The following is a 16,583-nucleotide window of genomic DNA, read 5'->3' on the forward strand; positions in this document are numbered from 1 at the left end:
AGCAGATTTAGGCCGCTGCGAGGTGATGCAGACTGGCGAGAGCATTGAGCATTCAGATTCGTAACTACCTGCAGCCGCCAAAAGCTTTTTAATCAAATTAGATTATAGAATCATGAAGTTATGAGAAAGGGTTTTTTTAAAAACTTTGGATTTTCAGGAGAAAGCAACCCTCTTGGAGATCTCGGCACCAAGCTGAATAGCAGCCTGTATATTGTCATGACTGTAGTCGGCACGGTGCTACTGGGCTTTGGCAGTGCATACGCAAGCGGATTCCAGATTAGTCAAGAATGGAGTACGGCTACGACATTCGGAGAGCATGCGTCAGTCATTTTTCGATACCCGGTAGTGTGGATGATAGCAGGAACATTGCTTTCTGTAGTTGGCGGAATCGGTAACTACCTCGACTCCAACGCACTTAGATCAACTATCGACACCCTAAAAACACAGAACAACTCTATTCCAAGCTTAAACAGCGAAATCAACGGCTACCAAGAAACCATAGAGTCACTTAAGTCATCACTTAGGCTCCTTCACACAGAACTTGTAACAACTCACCTAAAGGCGGCTTACAAGAGTTTAGGATTAACAACTAATGAGCGCATATCAATATACTACGAGCACGACAGCGACTTCTATCTTCTAGCTAGACATTCAAAAAATCCAGTATTCGCGAAGTCCCACAGACAAAAATTTGCCCTCAACCAAGGGGTAATAGGTCAGGCGTGGCAGCATCAGAAACATGTAGAAAGCCATTGCCCAGCATTCCAAAACAGGGCAGAATATCTGGTATATATGGGGAAAACTTATGGCTTCAAGGACTCGCAAACCCTAGGCTTCGCCATGAAGAGCTGCAGGTACGTGGCGATAGCCATATCTGACGCAGACTCTCATACTGGGGTTATCGTCTTCGAAAGCACCAGCGAGGATTTTCTAAATGCTCCAGACAAATGCATCGAATCAGAGATTGTCGCTTACTGTTCCGAATATCAAGGAATGCACTCAAAATTCTTACGCGATGGTCTGGAACTGAATAGAGAGGCGCACATTAAGTCTGCACCTGACTCTGTAGAGAAAGATTTCCTTAAGGATTTCAAGAAAGGAGGCGCCAAATGAACAGACTTCAAAACATAGTGGCTTACCTCTGCAGCAACTACCCATACAAGAATGAGCTCTCCAAAGCCAGACTTACAAAGCTAGTTTATTTGGCAGATTGGTTTTCAGCCTTGCTAGACGGAGAGCAGCTCACAGACATTAGTTGGGTATTCAATCACTACGGCCCATACGTAGATGATGTTGTGGACTCCGCCAAAGGAAGCAGGTCCTTCAATATCATTTCTCAAGAAAACCATTATGGCTCGTCTAAGCATTTAGTAGAATTTTGCGGTGATGATCGAGAGATTGATCTTTCCGACAGAGACGTAGAGATATTAGACGCTGTAATTGAGAAGACAAAATTAATGTATTTCAATGCTTTCATTGATTACGTTTATTCTACCTACCCTGTAAAAGCAAGCGACCGATATGCTGTGCTTGACTTGGTATCTCTAGCTAAAGACTTCAGCCGGTAACGGAAAATGACCGTTCAAGCCCGCCTCGGCGGGCTTTTCTTTGCCCGTCAGAAAGGCGCCTCCTCCTCTACCCTCTCCTCCTCCCAATCCTTCTCCACGACCAGGTCGTCTCGATCTCCTGCATCCTGAGCCTCTCACCTCACCGTCACGCTCTCGTCGTCGTTGAACGTCAGGTCCAGTTCCGGCGTCTCGGCCAGCAGGCCCATCACCTCCTCCCACTCCATGTCTCCATCCGTGTCCAGGCGATGGATCGTCACCCAGCGCTGCGACTGCGCGATCGGGTGATTGATCATGGACGACACCCGCAGGCCCAGCCGCTCAAGGGCGGTCATCTCTTGGCGTGGTTGCGGGGTCGACTTCTTCTGCTTGGCCATACCTTCCTCCATTAACTGTACATCCATCCAGTATTAGGCAGAGCTTACCCGAGCCATCGAACGATGCAAGCCCGGAGAGCGGATTAGGCACTCGTGAAAAAAGTTAGGCATTACCTATTTACAAGAATTAGGCATTGGCTTATCGTTCAATCCATCGAGGCGCTACACAGACCCTCGGGAGGCCCTCAAGCCGACCGCTCTTTAAAAACCAGCGCAACAACCAACAGACCGCATTGCCTCTACCGGCGACCGGCGATCAGACAGCCCCGAAAGGCTGCCCACGACAGGGAAGACCCTGTACGGCTGACGAAGGTGAAACGCCTAAACCGAGAGAACGACCCGGGCATGCAATGCGCCCCGCCACCCCGGCGGTAATGGGACAGAACGATTCACTGAAGCACCTGGGCGACCGGGTGCTTTGGGAATCCACTGGAGATAGACCATGAAAAGAACTGCAGCTTGCGATGCTTGCAAGGCGCGGCACCCGTCGGACGCAGCGGTGGCGGTCGGACGGTTTGAACAGCTGGTGCCGACCGGCTACCTGGCCAGGGGCGTGCCTGGCGCACCGCTTCGAGCGACACGCGAAGCAGCTGTGGCCGACTTCTGCGAGCACCAGCGCCGCTGACCAAAACCGATTTCACTGGCTGGCCTTGGCGACAGGGCCAGACAGGAAATCGAGTGCTCACGCGGCGTCGCGAAGGTAAGTGAGTCAAAAATATTGAATCCAACAGTTGCCTACTGGGTCAGGATTTATGAACGCAGTAAATCTGACGAGGTAACAGCAATGACTATCGAAGCAGAGACACTCGCTCAACTTACCGAAGCGCTCCAGAAGCGCGGTATGTTCCTAGTTTCAGACGTCGCATTTACCAGAGCGCCGTACCGACATAACCACCGCTGGATCTGCATCGTAGAGTGAAAATTCTTATTGCCGGCGGCTCAGAGTAGGCCTCTACCGCCGGCTCCTCTTCTGATTCATCCCACATTCAGCAAGACCCGTTTCTTTCCTATCCCCTTCCCAACATTCGACCGCATTGGCAGGCGCCAGGCCACCTTTCACGGTGGGTTTGGTCACCCGCGCCTGGCTCCTGGCCAATGCGGTCCTGAGGATCAACACATGCACAACTGCACCGATACCCAGGCCGTGTGCCGGGGTTGCGGCCTCAAGCTGCGTGGATCGCCTTCTTGGAAAGGCGGCCTGGCCTATCACCCCGAACCGAAAGGCGAGGTACGGCAATGCCATTACGGCGGCTGGGTATGCTCCCGGCGCTGCGACATTAAGGCCTGTGTTGAGCTGGAGGGAACCATGCCCGGGTGTGGCGGCGTTAACAGCTTCGAGCGCCTTTCGCCTTACGCCAAAGAGAGCATCAACCGCCATTGGCCGGAGGCAGCATGAGCGGCTGGATCAAGTGCAGCGACAGGCTGCCGGTCAGCGGTTACGTGCTGACCTACCGCCCACAAGCACCAAGTGGCAACAAGGTGGCCACGATCAACTACGACTCCCACCAAGAGCGCTTTGGTGGCCAGTACCCGGTCACCCACTGGCAGCCGCTCCCTTCACCACCCACCGAGTAACCCACCACCTGGAGGCGATCATGGCCGTCACAGTCGAGACTGCTGCCGTCTTCCGTGGCGGCGGTCGTCGCTGGTTCACATTGCGCGCCGCCTGCGCTGCTGAGGCGAGGGCAATGCTCAAGAAGCACTGCGATTGCGATTACTGCGAAGACGACGTCGGGCGCTATGAGCTGCCATGCCGGCTTCACCACCCTGACCGATACCCGCGAATCATGAAGCGCCTGACAAAAGGCCTCATGCGGCGCTATCGGGCATCCCAACCGTAACTGGAGGCGACCATGGGCGCACTTCGAGCAGCACAGTTTGAGTACGACAACCGGATGCCGCCGGCGGTGAGCGAAGTAGCTGACGCCGAATCCACTTGGATCGACGACGGCATCGCTGAGCTGATGGCGCGCCGCGATGTGGTGTTCCAGCGCCGGATGCGCCCGAAGCAGGGCGTCACCTATGAGCGCTTCGCCCAGGCGGTGGATGAGTTCGTGATGGGCCAATTGGGCCTGAACGGCATCAGCAACTCTGTATTGGGCCGCCTGGTTCTGGCGGCGCGCTGCAAAGTGACCAGCGACGCAGCAGCGGCAGCTGACGAGATCATGAGCGTGGCCAACCCTGAGTCGGCGCTGGAAGAGATCGCCCGCCAGCTGCTAACCCCCTTCGCCAAAGAAGGAGTGCTGGCCCAGGCCGAGGAGGATCAATGAGCCCTCACAGCTTGGCACTCAGCGCCATCGAGGCCGCAATCGAAACGATGCTTCTGCCAGGCTCGGGCCCGGTGGAGGATGCCAAGGCCGAGACCCTGGTGGTCGCCTACTTCTCTCTCTTGGCCATCGACTCCAACGAGTTCAAACACTACTGCGAGCGCATCCGGCGTATTGCCGAACGGCGCAAGGAGGTTGCATGACCACGCCAATCGTTCAAACGCTCATCGACGAGCAGATCGCTGAACTGCCCGAAGCTCAGGCCATGCCGGCCGACCGGGTGCTGATGCTGTTCAAGGGGCCGACATTCGCCGCCGCGGTGAATGAGGCAGCGCTGGCCAGCATCGAGAACCCGCAGGCTTGGAAGTGCCGGGCCTGCATCTGCGGGGAGTGGACGGTCGGCTACGAGGTTCGGGCGTGACCTCCTACCAGCGGGCCCGCCGCATCGCGGCTTGGCGCGGCTCCTTCTCCATGCTCTTCGCCTGCACCTTCTTCATGCTCGCCAGCGCACTGGCCGGCAGCATCACCCAATAACCAACTTGTCAGCGCCCACCGCATGGATGGCGCGGGAGATTCGTATGTCCGCAGAAAAAGAACTGATCGTCGCTCCTCCACAGGAAACAGCCCTAGCGGTGTACAGCGCTGAAAAGGGCCTTGAGCCTTGGCTGCAGCAGATCCGCGTGAAGATCGATGAGTTCCTCGCTGTGGTGCCAGACCTCAAGACCGTCAAGGGCCGCAAAGAAATCGCTTCCATGGCCTATGAGGTTGCCCGCACCAAAACAGCGATCGAAAACAAGGGAAAGGAACTCTCTGCGGAACAGAAGAAGGTTCCGGCGCGCATCGACGCCGAGCGCAAGCGGGTTTGGGACATCCTTGAATCCTGGCAGAAGGAAGTGCGCAAGCCCTTGGATGACTGGCAGGCAGCAGAGGATTCGCGGATTGATCGCCACAACGACCGTCTGAACTGGCTCAAGACGCTTGCTGACGACCTGGGTGAGCTGTCCTCGCTGCATATCAAAGGCCTGATCGCTGAGGCTGAAGGCATGCAACTCGGCGCCCACTGGGAAGAGTTCGAAGCCGAGGCGGCAAACGCAAAGGACAAGGTTCTTTCCACCTTGCGGGCAGCGCTGCAGAAACGCGATCAGTTTGAGGCTGAGCAAGCCGAACTGGCCCGCCTTCGCCGCGAAGCAGAAGAGCGCGCCGAGCAGGACCGCATTCGGCTCGCGCAAGAGGCCGCCGTCGAGGCTGAGCGCCAGCGCGTGGCCCAGGAGCAGCAAGCCGAGCGCGACGCAGCCGCCAAGCGAGAGCAGGAACTGAAAGACCAGGCTGCCGCACAAGAGCGTGAAGCCGAGAACCAGCGCCTGCAGCTCAAGCTGCAAGCCGAACAAGCAGAGCGCGCCCGCATTCAGGCCGAGGCCGACCGCGTGGCCGCCGAGCAGCGGATGGAGCAAGAGCGCCAGGCCGCCGCGCGCCGGGAAGAGGAAGCCGCCGAACTAGCCCGCGAGGACGAGCGCCGCCGCGCCGATGCCGCTGCCGCCGAGATCCTCCGGCAGCAAGAAGCCCGCGAGGCCGACAAGGCGCACCGCGCCAGCATCAACCGCGCCGCATTGGAGGCCTTCGTTGCCGGCGGCATGACCGAGGAATGCGCCAAGCAGGCAATCACCCTGATTGCCCAGCGCAAGATCCCGAACATCGCTATCACCTACTGAGGCACAGACCATGACCAGCGCAATCATTGTGCCCGAACAGCGTCGCCAGGCAGTGGCTGCGCCCGGCCCCGTCGACAACAGCATCATGGCGGTGATCAGCCGAGCAGCCGCCGACCCAACCTGCGACATCGAGAAGATGGAGCGGCTTCTGGCCATGCATGAGCGCATGCAGGCCAAGACAGCAGAAGCCGCCTTTAACGCCGGCATGGCGCAGATGCAATGCGAGATCCCGACCGTGTTCGAAGCGGCGGTAAATCTGCACACCGGCAACGCCTACGCCACGCTCGACGACATCACCCGAGTCGTCAAGCCGATCATGCAGCGGCACGGCTTCGCGATCACCTTCAAGGTGGAGAACCAGGACAAGTCGATCAGCGTCACCGGCATCCTGATGCACCGCGACGGCCACCGCGAGCAGACAACCATGACCCTGCCGGCCGACATCGGCAAAGGCCGGAACGATGTTCAAGCCGTCGGCTCGTCCACCACCTACGGCAAGCGGTACGTGATGTGCGCCTTGCTGAACATCACAACCGGCGACGTCAGGGACGACGACGCGCAATCGTCGGATGGCTCCGATACAGCGGAAATGCGGGCCCAGGCGCTAAACGACATCCTCGCCCAGGTTGACGCGGCCGCCACGCCAGACGAGCTCAAGGATGTATGGCAGGCATCCGTGAAGGTCATGCAGTCGAGCGGTGACAAAGCCGGATATGACGCGGTGAAGATCGCCGTTACCAAGCGGAAAACAGTACTGGAGGCCAACCCATGATTATCGTCAATTGCACCCAAGGTTCGCCGGAGTGGCTGCAGGCCCGCGCTGGCGTGATAACCGCCAGCATGTTCAGCACCGCCCGCTCCAAGTCGAACGGCTTGACCGCGCAACAGCGCACCTACGTTGACGCTATCTTGGCCGGGCACAGCGAAGCCAAAGCACGCGACGTTGCCGGATACAAGGCAGGGCCGAAGGCGGAGGTGGTTCAGAGGGCGCTGGATGGCGAAAAGGTGGGCGAGCCATCGAATGCCGCCCTCACCTACGCCTTCGAGCTGGCCGTCGAGCGCATCGGGGGCGCCCCGCTCGATGGAGGGTTCGAGACCTGGCAGATGCGCCGGGGGCACGAGCTTGAGCCGGAGGCCCGAATGGAGCACGAAATCCAGACCGGCCTGATCGTCACTCAGGTCGGCTTGGTAAAGACAGACGACGGAGTCTTCGGCGCCAGCGCGGACGGATTCATCGGTGATGACGGGGGCAGCGAGTACAAGTGCTTCCTGGCTCCCGACAAGCTCCGCGCTTTCCACATCGACAACGACGCCAGCGACGTCATCGACCAGGTGCAGGGCTGCATGTGGATCACCGGCCGTAAATGGTGGCACATCGGGATGTACTGCCCCCTCCTCAAGCCCGTAGGTCGCCAGCTCTGGTGGCGTGAGTTCAAGCGCGATGACGACTACATCGAGCAGCTTGAGCAGGACCTGTGGGAGTTCAAGCTGTTGGTAGATGGCTTTGAAAAGCAGCTTAGGAGCAAAGCAGCATGAGGGGCATCAACAAAGTCATCCTGGTCGGCACCTGCGGCCAGGATCCCGAGGTCCGCTACCTGCCCAACGGCAACGCGGTCACGAATCTAAGCCTGGCCACCAGCGAATCGTGGAACGACAGGCAGACCGGCCAGAGGGTCGAGAAGACCGAATGGCACCGCGTGGTGCTGTTCGGCAAGGTCGCTGAGATTGCCGGCGAGTACCTGCGTAAGGGCTCCCAGTGTTACATCGAGGGCAAGCTGAAAACCCGCGAATGGGAGAAAGACGGGATCAAACGCTACGCCACAGAGGTGCACGTCGACATCAACGGCACCCTGCAGCTGCTCGGGGGACGGCCTGACAACCAGGGCGGCGGCCAGCAGCAACAGCAGCAACGACAGCAACAACGTCAGCAGCCGCAGCGCCAGCAGTACCAACAGCAGCGCCAGGCGCCACAGCAACAGAATCAGCAAGCAGGGTATGGGCCGGACCCCGAAAGCTTCGACGACGACATCCCGTTCGCCCCGCTCCACCACCTGGCTGGCGCATGATCGCCACCATGTCTCAGCCTGTGCCAGCCGTGAAGTACGCGGCGGCCATGGCCAGATCCACTGGTCAGCCTTGGGGCGTATACCGAGGAAACAAGCGTTTACTGGTGGTTATGCCGTCTGGCTCGACGAAGAAAACGCCCATTGAGGTGTGCCACCCATGAGACGCATCCAGAAGCTCACGCAGCAGCGTCGCCGCCAGCTGCACATACACATCCCGCCCAGCGGAATCATGGAGGTGCCGTATGGCGATGTCACCCAAGGAGCGCGACGAGAAGCGCCGCGCCAAAGCCGCCCGGTTGCAGGAAGAAGACCTGCGCTTGAAGGTTCGACCAGGGACTAAGCGGGCCCTACTGGAACTGATGGAGTGGGCCGGGATCGAGGAACAGGGCGAGGCGATGACGCTGATGATTCATCACATCGAGGCGCTCGGGCATCACGCACTTTTCAGGATCGCGCGCCACGAAATCGAGGATCACCGATCTGTTGCGCGGACTGAGCCGCTGAGGCTGTCGGCCAGGAAGCGAACAGGCCAACACCTGCGGGCGATCTGCGGCTGGGCAGACGCCACATACAGCCAGATGATCGAGGCTTTGATCCACGGCATCCATGCACTGGGCAGGCTGCACGCGGCGAAGTTTCTCACCCCGCCGCGGCATGAAATCAGCATCTCGCCCCGCCTGGCCCTGGCTTTCGACCGGAAGAGCATGCTGATGATTCAGCAAGACCCGGGCGATGAGGTGTTAGCGCCGTTTACTCAGCTATCAGCGTAAGAACGATAGATTCTGGCAAACCCAAGCCTGGCATCTGCTTCTCGACGTACCCATGAAATGACCCGACCTCAGTATCCATTTCAAATTGACCTTCATCGAGTGGGCTGCCTGAATGATCGTAATTTCCGTCAGTCAGTGTGACCTTGAAGACGTTTGGGGTAGTTTGATCAGCATACAGCGGCTTACATGTGTGCTCATCGTAGAGAGCGGTCCCACCCTGGGACCCAATCGACAAGCGCTTCACTCTTACCTTAGCCATTTAAACTCCTTGATCCGGCCTCATGCCGGGCATCCGTAATACCCCATCCAAAACCAAATTGCCACCATGCCGCATCCGGCCACGGAGGGCGGCGCATGCATGGAGAAAGCCATGAACGACGAACAACGCCACCAAGAATGGATCGCTCAGCGGAAAGCCGAAAAGGCCAAACGCCGCGAGCGGGCCGCCGAGTGTTTGAAGGACCACGAATACACCGTCCTGGCTGACACCGACCAGCTGAAGGCATGGCGCTGCAAGGCACCGCGAACCACCAGCTATGCATTCGACATTCTGATCACCCGCTTCGGCATCGCCACGATCGGTGATATCGACGGCCTGACCTTCAACGTCGGCCTATCCTACGGCATCGAATTCCTGGCCGGTGACGACATCGGCTACTACATCCATTCAAAGCTGGAAGAGAACTGTCGCGAGCGTGAGTTTGACGAGGAAGCCTTCCGCGCAGCACTGGTGACTGGCGTATGCAGCCAGGTCTGCGAGCAAATCGACGAGGACCAGTACGATGCCCTTCCCGAGTGGATGCGAAACGACGGTGGGCGCCACGAGGCTGGCCGCTGGGACGAGCTCCGGAACTTGGTTAAAGAGCATCTCGCAGCCATTGAATATGGCGGGGATGGACGCGACTTCTGGGACTCGCTGAATGACCGCCTGAGCGAGGCCGACGACATCAGCTACGTCGAGCAAGCCAGCATGTTCATGAGCGAGCACCACGAGGAGCTGGGCCTGGGCTGTGACTACTGGGAGATCACCATCGACAAGCCTCGGGACAGCCTGATCAATCGGCTGTACCTGATCAACCACGCCGCCAAGGCGATCATCGCTCAGCAGGCCGAAGCGAAAGCCGCCTGACCCTCCTGCGCTGCCCGCCAGCGCTCTCATGTCCGATGCTTAAAAATTGGAATTTGGAGCCGGCGAATACCCTGGTTGGAAACCATCGCAATATTGACGGAGTAAATCCAAGGCCTGCTGTTTCGATCCTGCAGCGGTGATCTCAGGTTTGACTACATTCCCCATTCCGTCTCGCCTGTAGAAATGGCTTATTTCCCAGCGAAGATCTTCATCGGCATCAAGCCCTTTTGTAATCCTCGCTTGAATCTTGTGACCGAAAACGTCCAAACAATAGCTCGAAACAACCTCTCGAATATCCACTTTCATGCTTGCCCCTCCATGTAAATAGCTCTCCATTCTACCCCACTTTTTTAAATGTGTTTTAGGGGACGAAAGTCACCATGACTACAGCAATCGACCTGTTCGCCGGCCTTGGCGGATGGAGCACCGGCGCGCGCGCCGCAGGCGTCCAGGTACTCTGGGCGGCAAACCACTGGCCAGTGGCCGTTGAATGGCACAGCGCGAACCATCCCGACACGCAACACGTCTGCCAAGACTTGCACCAGGCACGCTGGGAGCAGGTGCCGGCGCACGACCTCCTGCTTGCCTCACCGTGCTGCCAGGGCCATGCCAAGGCCCGCGGCAAGAAGTCGGGCAACCCGGAGCATGACGCGTCGCGCTCGACGGCCTGGGCGCCGGTCTCGGCCCTTGAGTTCCACCGGCCGCAGGCGGCAGTGATCGAGAACGTACCCGAGTTCACCGACTGGGTACTCTACCCGGCTTGGCTGCAGGCTGTTCAGGCTATGGGGTATCAGGCGGCGCCGCACATCGTGGACTGCGCCGACCTGGGAGTGCCGCAGCACCGAGTGCGCCTGTTCATGGTCCTGACGCGCAGCAAGGCGCCGCTCATGCTGCAACTGCCGAGCGAGCGGCATGTTCCGGCCGCCAGCTTCCTCGACTTCGACGCCGGGCGCTGGTCGCAGATCGAGAAGCCGGGCCGGGCCCAGGCCACTCTCGACCGCGTGCGCAACGGTCGCCAGCGCTTCGGCAATCGCTTCATCATGCCTTACTACGGCAAGGGCTCCGGTACCACTGGCCGAGACATCAACCGGCCGATCGGCACCATCACCACCCTGGACCGCTGGGCACTGGTCGACGGCGACCGCATGCGAATGCTCAGCGCCAGCGAAGCCCTGGCCGCCATGTCGTTCCCAGCTGACACCCTGCGGCCGGACAACCACCGGCTGACCATGCACATGGCCGGCAACGCGGTACCTCCGCTGGCTGGGCAGAGAGTGATCGAAGCCCTGCTGAAAGCAGCGTGACCTGTGCTACTCCCGCCCAGCTCGCATGAATGCCCTAGTCCAAAGCAGGACGGTAGCGGCAACAAGTAGCGGCCAGATAATGGTCGCGGCTTCGTCTGGGTCAAAAATGTCTTCGATGAACCTGGTGCCTCGGTTGGCGAATCCAGCGAACAGCACCAGTCCAAGCGCAGCCGCGAATACCCAGCCAAGCACCCTCAACGATCTCTCCACGAGATCCCTTTGCGCTGCGTTCATAACTTCTTCCTGATGGCCTAGTGCCCCAATCATAAACCATGAACTGCCAGTTCCATGGCGAGGTATTCCCATGCCCACAGAAAACCGATCCAGCACCACCGAGATGGTCAGCGTGCCGCCATACATTGGCCTGGAGCCACTGGTTGGACGTTACTACCCCGCCCAATGCCGTCGTTGCGGTTGGGTTGGCAGCTCCGAAGAGTTGACCGAGGACGATGCGCAGTGCACGCGCGACATTGGCGATCGCCTGTGCCTGGGCGACTGCGATGAACTTGAGCGCCATGATCTGCTGAACATCATCCAAGCCATGGCAGCCACGCAGCCCCACCCTGAGCCTATAGCGTGGATGGTTGGTACTGCCTTCTGGTGGACCAAAGAAGAGGCGGAGCGGGATGCGGCAGCGACTGGGCTGCCGATTGTTGGCCTGGGGCCGATGGCCGGAATCGCGCCTGCGGAGCAAAGCCAGGGCGATCCGTTTCCGATCACCAACTACATGCACCGGCTGATGGAAGCCTGCCGTATAGGTGATTTTAAGAACGAAGGCGGATCAGAAACCGTTGAGGCTTTGGCGGTGGAATCTTTAGATGCCAAATCCAGCATGGGCCATGACGCAGATAGCTACATGGCTGGCTATAGCGCTGCTTTGTATGAGCAGGCAGAACCATTTATCTGGATGTCTCTCAGCTCGCAAAACCAGCGCGAGCCGGAGGCGAAGTCGTGAAAACGCACTTCGCACCATTCACCGACCTGGAGGACCTTGAGCAAGCGCCGTGCGGCTCCTGGCTAGGGCAATCCTCCGAGCTGTCAGGCGACTGGGCCATGGTCGATTGCCGACTCTGCAAGAAGCGCCGAGAAAGGATCATCGCAGCCGCAGCTGATGAAGAGCGATTCATCGTTGAGCAGATGGGCGACATGGCGGCTTTCATGCGCGCGGAAGGCTCTGCCCCGTAAGAGAACATCTGTACTCCATAGCTGTAACCCCTCTCCCCTCTATTCACTGCCGCGATATGGCGGCCAAGGAATTCGTATGCTCGAAGCAAACATCAACCAGCACCTGAGCACCCTTACCGCAAGCCAGTTGGCCATGCTGCTTGTCATGCGCAAGGGCCTCCAGTTCGGCTACGACTACACGTTTACCGACGATGATGGGCGGTCTACCGACGTCGATCTGGCCTTCCTGGCTGCGGCACCTGGCGAGCTGCTCGAGGTTCTTTTCGAAGAAAACGAGCATGACGACGCCATCAACGAAGTGCGATACGAAGCTGAACAGGTCAGCGGCATCCGCGAGTGGTGCCACTACAGCTGGGGAAGGAACTACGAAATCGACGTGAAGGCATTCATCCTGCCTGACGGCCGCGCCCTGGCCTTCTGCGAGATGAGCGGCGGTGGAAAGCACGGCGAGCCGAATGCCTACCCGTGGGTGAATGAGGCCAAGTTCATCAAGATCACAGGCGTGCAGGAGCGGGTCATCAAGACCTACACGTTCGAGGATCTTCCCGACGCCACTGAGTCGCACCCATGACCCGCCTCGCCCTTTGCCTCCTGCTGCTGGCCACCGGCGCCAGCGCAACCGAGAACGTCATCGACGTGCAGCACGACAGCCAGCGCGGCGTCACCTGCTACCTGCTCAACGGGGTCGGCATCAGCTGCATCCCCGACAGCCAGCTGCAGGCAGGCAACGAGCGCCAGCTCTCCCCGCACGAAACACAACCCGAACCTACACCCGCACTGGCGCCTGGGCGCTGGATTGATGAGAGGTATCAGCTGTGACCAAAGCCAAAGCAAAGCCTGAGCCGAGCGCCTGCGGGTACTCACTCAATGACTGGGAATGCAGGCCTGGCGGCTACCTGTTCGATGCCGGTACCGGCGAGGGATACGACCCGCAAGACTGCTCCTACCTGTGCCCTCATTGCCGCACGCAGGATTTTCTGGAGTCGGCCAAAGAAGAAGCCGAATCAGTCTCCAGCTATGGAGGAACCGGCGGAAGCGGAACTGGCCTGACCATATGGATGGCGGCCGAGCGACAGGCTCTGGAAGCAAACCGACCCGCTGCGCTTGAGGCCTTGGCCAGCCTTGGCCCGGTGCAGGCCTTGGATGACGACGAAGTCGTCTTGTGCAACACGCAGCAGGTGCAGCCATGACCGACCTGATTGAAGTGAGGGTATCCAACCTGATCGGCGCAGCGCTGGACTGGGCGGTGGCCATGGCAACCGATGCCGCTGAAATTGGAATCGGTGAGCATGGCGTCATCTGCATCTACGACACCCCAGAAGGCGGCTGCTGGACGAACCTCTATCAGCCGTCCAAGGACTGGAGCCAGGGCGGCCTGCTGATTGACAGTTATCGGGGCAGCGCACATCACAACCAGCACCTGCAGGACAGCAGCTGCCAATACAGCGCCGGCCCAGCGGGCGCCGGCATCTGGCTATACGGCCCGACAGCATTGGTTGCCTTCTGCCGAACCCTAGTACTCACCAAGCTCGGCGATAACGTCCAGGTGCCGAAGGAGCTAGTGCCATGATTCTGCCCCTGATGTACATGGCCTACCTAGTATAGAAGGCGCCACGATGAGCAAGAACTGCAACACCTGCAAATGGCTGGAGTGGGTAGACGGCGAGGACGAATCGGACACCGGATTCACCTGCAACAAGCGCCATAACCAGATGTGGGCCGCCGGCCGCGAGCAAGAACTGCACGCCAACCTTGACCGCGAGGAATACCGGTCCCGCTACAAACGCTGCTTCGAGCCAGAAGCCTAACCCCTCCCCATACAACTCAAGCCCGCCGACATGAGCGGGCATGGAGAGCTATTGCCATGACGAAAGAAGAACTGGCCAGCCTGCCGGCGAAAGTGCGCATCGCCACGGAGGCTGGCAAGGCTGCAGCAGCTGCCTGCACCGATGATGGTGGCAGTGCCAACCTTGATCGAGTCGTGATCCCGGTACCGGGCCTGCGGCCTAACCAGCTGCCAGGACTGCCGGGCTACCTGCAGAAGAAGAGCCGCTACCACCAGCAGGGCATCCATCTGGATACGCCTTGGCCAGGCCAGGGCAATCAGCACAGTGCCGGCGTGCAAGCCATGCACAAGTCGCTTAAGGACCAAGGCGTCAACTGCTACGTCTACTACCAGGTCGACTGACAACCAACCTGCCGCCACCGGCGGCGTGGAGATCGCCCATGAACCTGATCGACTGCTACGTCACGAAGATCCTCGGCGAGCCGTACCGCAAGTTCGGCCACTGGTGGGTATCCGTGGAATACACGGCTGAGGGCTGGCCTGGAACCAAAGAACTCATGTTCCGCACCGAGGAAGCCGCCCGGGCGGCGAAGGTCGGGCACCACTTCACGGCCTTAGGATTACCAATGACCACTCCATTCAAGGCCTACACCCTGGGCGAGGATTTCGCCGTACGGGAGGTCACCATCGTGCGCAACGGGCTGTTCTGCGTGGACAGCCAAGGCGTGAAGCACCCGAAGCCGAAGCTGTTCACCAGCGCCAAGGCTGCGCAGGACAAAGCGAGGAAATGGCTGGCTGACCGCGACGCGCAGCTTGCCAAAGAAAACGCGCTGCACGAGCAGCGGAAGAAGATCGTTGCATCCTACTGATCACCGCCGGGTACGGCAGGAGCCCTAAATGGAACCAGAGATCATCCACATTCCCGAACTGGCAAAGCTGCTGGGTCGGTCCGAATCAGCCATTCGCAGCGCCCGGCAGGCCGGTGCAGCGTGGCTTCCACCTTTTTTCAAGCAGGGCGCGCGCGTGTGCTGGCGGGTCAGCACGGTGCGCGAGTTCCTGCAGGAGTTCGAACAGGGCCTGCACACTCCGGCCAAACCCGGACGCAAGCGCCAAGCGCCGCCGACGCTGGCCAGTGTCCGCTAACCCAGCTTGTCTGCCAGCGCGTCCGGGCAAAGGTGGGTGTATCGCTTGAGCATGCTCATGGTTTTGTGTCCCGTGATCGAGGCCACCTCCATGATCGACAGACCCTTTTCGAAAAGCCGGGATGTACCTTCGTGGCGCAGGTCATGGAAGTGCAGGTCTTCCACCTTGGCCGCTTTGCAGGCCCGGTTGAAGTACTGGCTCACCGAATGGGGTGCAAGAGAGAACACCTTGCCGTCCAGGCGCGCCGGCAACCCGTCAAGGAGCGCGCGCGCCTTGGTAGAAAGCGGGACCAGCCGCCGGGTACCGTTCTTGGTGTCCTCGAGCAGCACATGCTTGGCCTTCACATTCTCCCGGCGCAGGCCCAGCAGCTCGCTGCGGCGCATCGCCGTCTCCACCGCAATCTGGATGATCGCCGGCATCTCGGCGTGAATCGCTCCCGCCTTCTCGATGACGCCGGCCAGCTCGAAGCTCTTCGGTCGGCGATCCCTCTCCTTTGCCCCTTTGGGCATGCGAAGTTTCATCACCGGGTTGCTCAGCCCCTCAATACCCCAGTCCTTGATGGCTACCGTGAACAGGTGGCTGATGATTGCCAGGTCGAGCCTGACCGTGGCCGTGGACTTGCCCGCCTTGAGCTCTTCATCCCTGTACGACGCAAAATCACTTGATCGCAAAGCAGCCAGGCCTTTCCCGGCAAATGGATGCTTTTTCCACTTGTTGATCCGGGTCTGCTCCTGCTTCGCGCCTTTCTTGGTCGAGCTGACTTCCCTGGAGTACCGATCCAAGGCTTCAGCCAGGGTGGTTCGCTCCGCCTCTCGCATGTCGACGAAACGGGCGCGCGACATATCGCCCTCGATCTCCGCTGCCCAGCGCTGGGCCTCGGCCTTGGTATCGAAGGTCGCAGAGAGTGATGGGTATCCTTTCCGGCGGATCTTTGCCCGCCATGCGCCGCCTGGGCGCTGCTCGTAAGTGGCCATGCACCGGATTTTGCCGGGGACACCTGGGACACGCAATTTTCTTCGGTGTCCCAAATTTGTCCCAAACTGAGCGCGGGACAAAATCCGCAGGCATTAAAAAAGCCCCGCAACCTCAATGGCTGCGGGGCTTTCGAATGGTGGAGGCCGAGGTCGGAATCGAACCGGCGTAGACGGATTTGCAATCCGGAGCATAACCACTTTGCTACTCGGCCTCAAAGGTCGGATCTAGCTGCTTGCGCTTTGCTATCTCCTTGAAACGCTGAACCTTTTTCAAAGTTTGCTGCGTTTCGATGGGCGCCATTATGTCT

At 59.4% G+C, this 16,583-nt stretch carries 27 protein-coding genes, 1 tRNA gene and 1 pseudogene; 25 read left to right on the forward strand and 4 right to left on the reverse strand.

The genetic code is table 11. From position 1 onward, the window contains the following. The first annotated feature begins 120 nt into the window (after positions 1 to 120). Both FQ668_RS18650 and FQ668_RS18655 read left to right on the forward strand, forming a co-directional pair. Positions 121 to 1,113, forward strand: coding sequence for a hypothetical protein (locus tag FQ668_RS18650; RefSeq protein WP_144180535.1), 993 nt, complete (start codon positions 121 to 123; stop codon positions 1,111 to 1,113). Then, entirely contained in the window at positions 1,110 to 1,568 is a 459-nt protein-coding gene (locus tag FQ668_RS18655; protein WP_144180537.1) for a Panacea domain-containing protein, read from the forward strand. The genes FQ668_RS18650 and FQ668_RS18655 overlap by 4 nt, the downstream gene beginning before the upstream one ends. Positions 1,569 to 1,615: 47 nt before the next feature. On the opposite strand, the pseudogene FQ668_RS18660 reads toward FQ668_RS18655, so the two are convergent. Further along, positions 1,616 to 1,942 (reverse strand): annotated as a pseudogene (locus FQ668_RS18660) (DUF1654 domain-containing protein). Positions 1,943 to 2,384: 442 nt separating this feature from the next. On the opposite strand from FQ668_RS18660, the gene FQ668_RS18665 reads away from it, so the two are divergent. The 12 genes from FQ668_RS18665 to FQ668_RS18725 all read left to right on the forward strand — a co-directional run bounded on the left by FQ668_RS18665 (position 2,385) and on the right by FQ668_RS18725 (position 9,883). Beyond that, positions 2,385 to 2,567 (forward strand): hypothetical protein, encoded by a 183-nt coding sequence (locus tag FQ668_RS18665; protein ID WP_144180539.1) that lies wholly within the window; start codon positions 2,385 to 2,387, stop codon positions 2,565 to 2,567. A 492-nt stretch (positions 2,568 to 3,059) separates the two neighbouring features. Next, a complete protein-coding gene (locus FQ668_RS18670) occupies positions 3,060 to 3,338 on the forward strand; it encodes a hypothetical protein (protein ID WP_144180541.1) in 279 nt (92 codons plus the stop codon). Then, positions 3,335 to 3,517, forward strand: coding sequence for a DUF551 domain-containing protein (locus tag FQ668_RS18675; protein WP_144180543.1), 183 nt, complete (start codon positions 3,335 to 3,337; stop codon positions 3,515 to 3,517). Before FQ668_RS18670 ends, FQ668_RS18675 begins: the two co-directional genes overlap by 4 nt. A gap of 278 nt (positions 3,518 to 3,795) precedes the next feature. Then, complete coding sequence (locus FQ668_RS18685; protein ID WP_144180547.1) at positions 3,796 to 4,212, forward strand: hypothetical protein; 417 nt, start codon at positions 3,796 to 3,798, stop codon at positions 4,210 to 4,212. After that, positions 4,209 to 4,412, forward strand: coding sequence for a hypothetical protein (locus tag FQ668_RS18690; RefSeq protein ID WP_144180549.1), 204 nt, complete (start codon positions 4,209 to 4,211; stop codon positions 4,410 to 4,412). The genes FQ668_RS18685 and FQ668_RS18690 overlap by 4 nt, the downstream gene beginning before the upstream one ends. Continuing rightward, the gene (locus FQ668_RS18695; RefSeq protein ID WP_144180551.1) at positions 4,409 to 4,630 is read left to right on the forward strand and encodes a hypothetical protein; all 222 of its coding nucleotides are present in this window, start codon (positions 4,409 to 4,411) and stop codon (positions 4,628 to 4,630) included. Before FQ668_RS18690 ends, FQ668_RS18695 begins: the two co-directional genes overlap by 4 nt. A gap of 157 nt (positions 4,631 to 4,787) precedes the next feature. Then, positions 4,788 to 5,918, forward strand: a complete 1,131-nt coding sequence (locus FQ668_RS18700) for a hypothetical protein (RefSeq protein ID WP_144180553.1) — start codon at positions 4,788 to 4,790, stop codon at positions 5,916 to 5,918. Positions 5,919 to 5,928: 10 nt separating this feature from the next. Beyond that, positions 5,929 to 6,690, forward strand: a complete 762-nt coding sequence (locus FQ668_RS18705; protein ID WP_144180554.1) for an ERF family protein — start codon at positions 5,929 to 5,931, stop codon at positions 6,688 to 6,690. Continuing rightward, positions 6,687 to 7,454, forward strand: coding sequence for a lambda exonuclease family protein (locus FQ668_RS18710; protein WP_144180556.1), 768 nt, complete (start codon positions 6,687 to 6,689; stop codon positions 7,452 to 7,454). Before FQ668_RS18705 ends, FQ668_RS18710 begins: the two co-directional genes overlap by 4 nt. Next, positions 7,451 to 7,984, forward strand: a complete 534-nt coding sequence (locus FQ668_RS18715) for a single-stranded DNA-binding protein (protein ID WP_144180558.1) — start codon at positions 7,451 to 7,453, stop codon at positions 7,982 to 7,984. Before FQ668_RS18710 ends, FQ668_RS18715 begins: the two co-directional genes overlap by 4 nt. 242 nt (positions 7,985 to 8,226) lie before the next feature. After that, on the forward strand, positions 8,227 to 8,754 hold the full coding sequence (locus tag FQ668_RS18720; protein WP_144180560.1) for a hypothetical protein: 528 nt from the start codon (positions 8,227 to 8,229) through the stop codon (positions 8,752 to 8,754). Positions 8,755 to 9,124: 370 nt separating this feature from the next. After that, positions 9,125 to 9,883, forward strand: a complete 759-nt coding sequence (locus FQ668_RS18725; RefSeq protein ID WP_144180562.1) for a hypothetical protein — start codon at positions 9,125 to 9,127, stop codon at positions 9,881 to 9,883. A 39-nt stretch (positions 9,884 to 9,922) separates the two neighbouring features. Here FQ668_RS18725 and FQ668_RS18730 read toward each other — a convergent pair whose 3' ends face one another. Next, positions 9,923 to 10,189 (reverse strand): hypothetical protein, encoded by a 267-nt coding sequence (locus tag FQ668_RS18730; RefSeq protein ID WP_144180564.1) that lies wholly within the window; start codon positions 10,187 to 10,189, stop codon positions 9,923 to 9,925. A 74-nt stretch (positions 10,190 to 10,263) separates the two neighbouring features. Between FQ668_RS18730 and FQ668_RS18735 the strand changes: the two genes are divergently transcribed. The 11 genes from FQ668_RS18735 to FQ668_RS18785 all read left to right on the forward strand — a co-directional run bounded on the left by FQ668_RS18735 (position 10,264) and on the right by FQ668_RS18785 (position 15,301). After that, the gene (locus FQ668_RS18735; protein ID WP_144180567.1) at positions 10,264 to 11,187 is read left to right on the forward strand and encodes a DNA cytosine methyltransferase; all 924 of its coding nucleotides are present in this window, start codon (positions 10,264 to 10,266) and stop codon (positions 11,185 to 11,187) included. A 304-nt stretch (positions 11,188 to 11,491) separates the two neighbouring features. Continuing rightward, the gene (locus tag FQ668_RS18740) at positions 11,492 to 12,142 is read left to right on the forward strand and encodes a hypothetical protein (protein ID WP_144180570.1); all 651 of its coding nucleotides are present in this window, start codon (positions 11,492 to 11,494) and stop codon (positions 12,140 to 12,142) included. Then, positions 12,139 to 12,372: a hypothetical protein gene (locus FQ668_RS18745; protein ID WP_144180572.1), complete on the forward strand. Its 234-nt coding sequence runs from the start codon at positions 12,139 to 12,141 to the stop codon at positions 12,370 to 12,372. The genes FQ668_RS18740 and FQ668_RS18745 overlap by 4 nt, the downstream gene beginning before the upstream one ends. A gap of 76 nt (positions 12,373 to 12,448) precedes the next feature. After that, positions 12,449 to 12,943 (forward strand): hypothetical protein, encoded by a 495-nt coding sequence (locus tag FQ668_RS18750; RefSeq protein ID WP_144180574.1) that lies wholly within the window; start codon positions 12,449 to 12,451, stop codon positions 12,941 to 12,943. Next, complete coding sequence (locus FQ668_RS18755) at positions 12,940 to 13,191, forward strand: hypothetical protein (protein ID WP_024086938.1); 252 nt, start codon at positions 12,940 to 12,942, stop codon at positions 13,189 to 13,191. Before FQ668_RS18750 ends, FQ668_RS18755 begins: the two co-directional genes overlap by 4 nt. After that, the gene (locus FQ668_RS18760; RefSeq protein ID WP_144180576.1) at positions 13,188 to 13,562 is read left to right on the forward strand and encodes a hypothetical protein; all 375 of its coding nucleotides are present in this window, start codon (positions 13,188 to 13,190) and stop codon (positions 13,560 to 13,562) included. Before FQ668_RS18755 ends, FQ668_RS18760 begins: the two co-directional genes overlap by 4 nt. Beyond that, complete coding sequence (locus FQ668_RS18765) at positions 13,559 to 13,942, forward strand: phage protein NinX family protein (RefSeq protein ID WP_144180578.1); 384 nt, start codon at positions 13,559 to 13,561, stop codon at positions 13,940 to 13,942. Before FQ668_RS18760 ends, FQ668_RS18765 begins: the two co-directional genes overlap by 4 nt. Positions 13,943 to 13,988: 46 nt before the next feature. Continuing rightward, positions 13,989 to 14,180, forward strand: a complete 192-nt coding sequence (locus FQ668_RS18770) for a hypothetical protein (RefSeq protein WP_144180580.1) — start codon at positions 13,989 to 13,991, stop codon at positions 14,178 to 14,180. 56 nt (positions 14,181 to 14,236) lie between these two features. After that, positions 14,237 to 14,560 carry a hypothetical protein gene (locus tag FQ668_RS18775; RefSeq protein WP_144180582.1) on the forward strand — a complete coding sequence of 108 codons (324 nt, stop codon included), beginning with the start codon at positions 14,237 to 14,239 and terminating at the stop codon, positions 14,558 to 14,560. 38 nt (positions 14,561 to 14,598) lie between these two features. Further along, on the forward strand, positions 14,599 to 15,027 hold the full coding sequence (locus FQ668_RS18780) for a hypothetical protein (protein ID WP_144180584.1): 429 nt from the start codon (positions 14,599 to 14,601) through the stop codon (positions 15,025 to 15,027). Between the two features lie 28 nt (positions 15,028 to 15,055). Beyond that, positions 15,056 to 15,301 carry an AlpA family transcriptional regulator gene (locus FQ668_RS18785; RefSeq protein WP_064590544.1) on the forward strand — a complete coding sequence of 82 codons (246 nt, stop codon included), beginning with the start codon at positions 15,056 to 15,058 and terminating at the stop codon, positions 15,299 to 15,301. Here FQ668_RS18785 and FQ668_RS18790 read toward each other — a convergent pair. Together FQ668_RS18790 and FQ668_RS18795 are read right to left on the reverse strand one after the other, a co-directional pair. Next, positions 15,298 to 16,275: a site-specific integrase gene (locus FQ668_RS18790; RefSeq protein ID WP_064590543.1), complete on the reverse strand. Its 978-nt coding sequence runs from the start codon at positions 16,273 to 16,275 to the stop codon at positions 15,298 to 15,300. The two genes, FQ668_RS18785 and FQ668_RS18790, sit on opposite strands and share 4 nt — an antisense overlap. Positions 16,276 to 16,413: 138 nt before the next feature. Next, positions 16,414 to 16,487, reverse strand: a tRNA-Cys gene (locus tag FQ668_RS18795). Positions 16,488 to 16,583: the final 96 nt, after the last annotated feature.

It is taken from the genome of Pseudomonas sp. Kh14 (genome assembly GCF_900291005.1).
In the GTDB taxonomy this organism is placed as follows: Bacteria; Pseudomonadota; Gammaproteobacteria; order Pseudomonadales; family Pseudomonadaceae; genus Aquipseudomonas; species Aquipseudomonas alloputida.

Excerpts from the sequence above, each read along its gene's own strand:
- FQ668_RS18650 (WP_144180535.1), top strand. The coding sequence starts at position 121 with ATGAGAAAGGGTTTTTTTAAAAACTTTGGATTTTCAGGAGAAAGCAAC.
- FQ668_RS18655 (WP_144180537.1), top strand. The coding sequence starts at position 1,110 with ATGAACAGACTTCAAAACATAGTGGCTTACCTCTGCAGCAACTACCCA.
- FQ668_RS18665 (WP_144180539.1), top strand. The coding sequence starts at position 2,385 with ATGAAAAGAACTGCAGCTTGCGATGCTTGCAAGGCGCGGCACCCGTCG.
- FQ668_RS18670 (WP_144180541.1), top strand. The coding sequence starts at position 3,060 with ATGCACAACTGCACCGATACCCAGGCCGTGTGCCGGGGTTGCGGCCTC.
- FQ668_RS18675 (WP_144180543.1), top strand. The coding sequence starts at position 3,335 with ATGAGCGGCTGGATCAAGTGCAGCGACAGGCTGCCGGTCAGCGGTTAC.
- FQ668_RS18685 (WP_144180547.1), top strand. The coding sequence starts at position 3,796 with ATGGGCGCACTTCGAGCAGCACAGTTTGAGTACGACAACCGGATGCCG.
- FQ668_RS18690 (WP_144180549.1), top strand. The coding sequence starts at position 4,209 with ATGAGCCCTCACAGCTTGGCACTCAGCGCCATCGAGGCCGCAATCGAA.
- FQ668_RS18695 (WP_144180551.1), top strand. The coding sequence starts at position 4,409 with ATGACCACGCCAATCGTTCAAACGCTCATCGACGAGCAGATCGCTGAA.
- FQ668_RS18700 (WP_144180553.1), top strand. The coding sequence starts at position 4,788 with ATGTCCGCAGAAAAAGAACTGATCGTCGCTCCTCCACAGGAAACAGCC.
- FQ668_RS18705 (WP_144180554.1), top strand. The coding sequence starts at position 5,929 with ATGACCAGCGCAATCATTGTGCCCGAACAGCGTCGCCAGGCAGTGGCT.
- FQ668_RS18710 (WP_144180556.1), top strand. The coding sequence starts at position 6,687 with ATGATTATCGTCAATTGCACCCAAGGTTCGCCGGAGTGGCTGCAGGCC.
- FQ668_RS18715 (WP_144180558.1), top strand. The coding sequence starts at position 7,451 with ATGAGGGGCATCAACAAAGTCATCCTGGTCGGCACCTGCGGCCAGGAT.
- FQ668_RS18720 (WP_144180560.1), top strand. The coding sequence starts at position 8,227 with ATGGCGATGTCACCCAAGGAGCGCGACGAGAAGCGCCGCGCCAAAGCC.
- FQ668_RS18725 (WP_144180562.1), top strand. The coding sequence starts at position 9,125 with ATGAACGACGAACAACGCCACCAAGAATGGATCGCTCAGCGGAAAGCC.
- FQ668_RS18730 (WP_144180564.1), bottom strand. The coding sequence starts at position 10,189 with ATGAAAGTGGATATTCGAGAGGTTGTTTCGAGCTATTGTTTGGACGTT.
- FQ668_RS18735 (WP_144180567.1), top strand. The coding sequence starts at position 10,264 with ATGACTACAGCAATCGACCTGTTCGCCGGCCTTGGCGGATGGAGCACC.
- FQ668_RS18740 (WP_144180570.1), top strand. The coding sequence starts at position 11,492 with ATGCCCACAGAAAACCGATCCAGCACCACCGAGATGGTCAGCGTGCCG.
- FQ668_RS18750 (WP_144180574.1), top strand. The coding sequence starts at position 12,449 with ATGCTCGAAGCAAACATCAACCAGCACCTGAGCACCCTTACCGCAAGC.
- FQ668_RS18755 (WP_024086938.1), top strand. The coding sequence starts at position 12,940 with ATGACCCGCCTCGCCCTTTGCCTCCTGCTGCTGGCCACCGGCGCCAGC.
- FQ668_RS18765 (WP_144180578.1), top strand. The coding sequence starts at position 13,559 with ATGACCGACCTGATTGAAGTGAGGGTATCCAACCTGATCGGCGCAGCG.
- FQ668_RS18770 (WP_144180580.1), top strand. The coding sequence starts at position 13,989 with ATGAGCAAGAACTGCAACACCTGCAAATGGCTGGAGTGGGTAGACGGC.
- FQ668_RS18775 (WP_144180582.1), top strand. The coding sequence starts at position 14,237 with ATGACGAAAGAAGAACTGGCCAGCCTGCCGGCGAAAGTGCGCATCGCC.
- FQ668_RS18780 (WP_144180584.1), top strand. The coding sequence starts at position 14,599 with ATGAACCTGATCGACTGCTACGTCACGAAGATCCTCGGCGAGCCGTAC.
- FQ668_RS18785 (WP_064590544.1), top strand. The coding sequence starts at position 15,056 with ATGGAACCAGAGATCATCCACATTCCCGAACTGGCAAAGCTGCTGGGT.
- FQ668_RS18790 (WP_064590543.1), bottom strand. The coding sequence starts at position 16,275 with ATGGCCACTTACGAGCAGCGCCCAGGCGGCGCATGGCGGGCAAAGATC.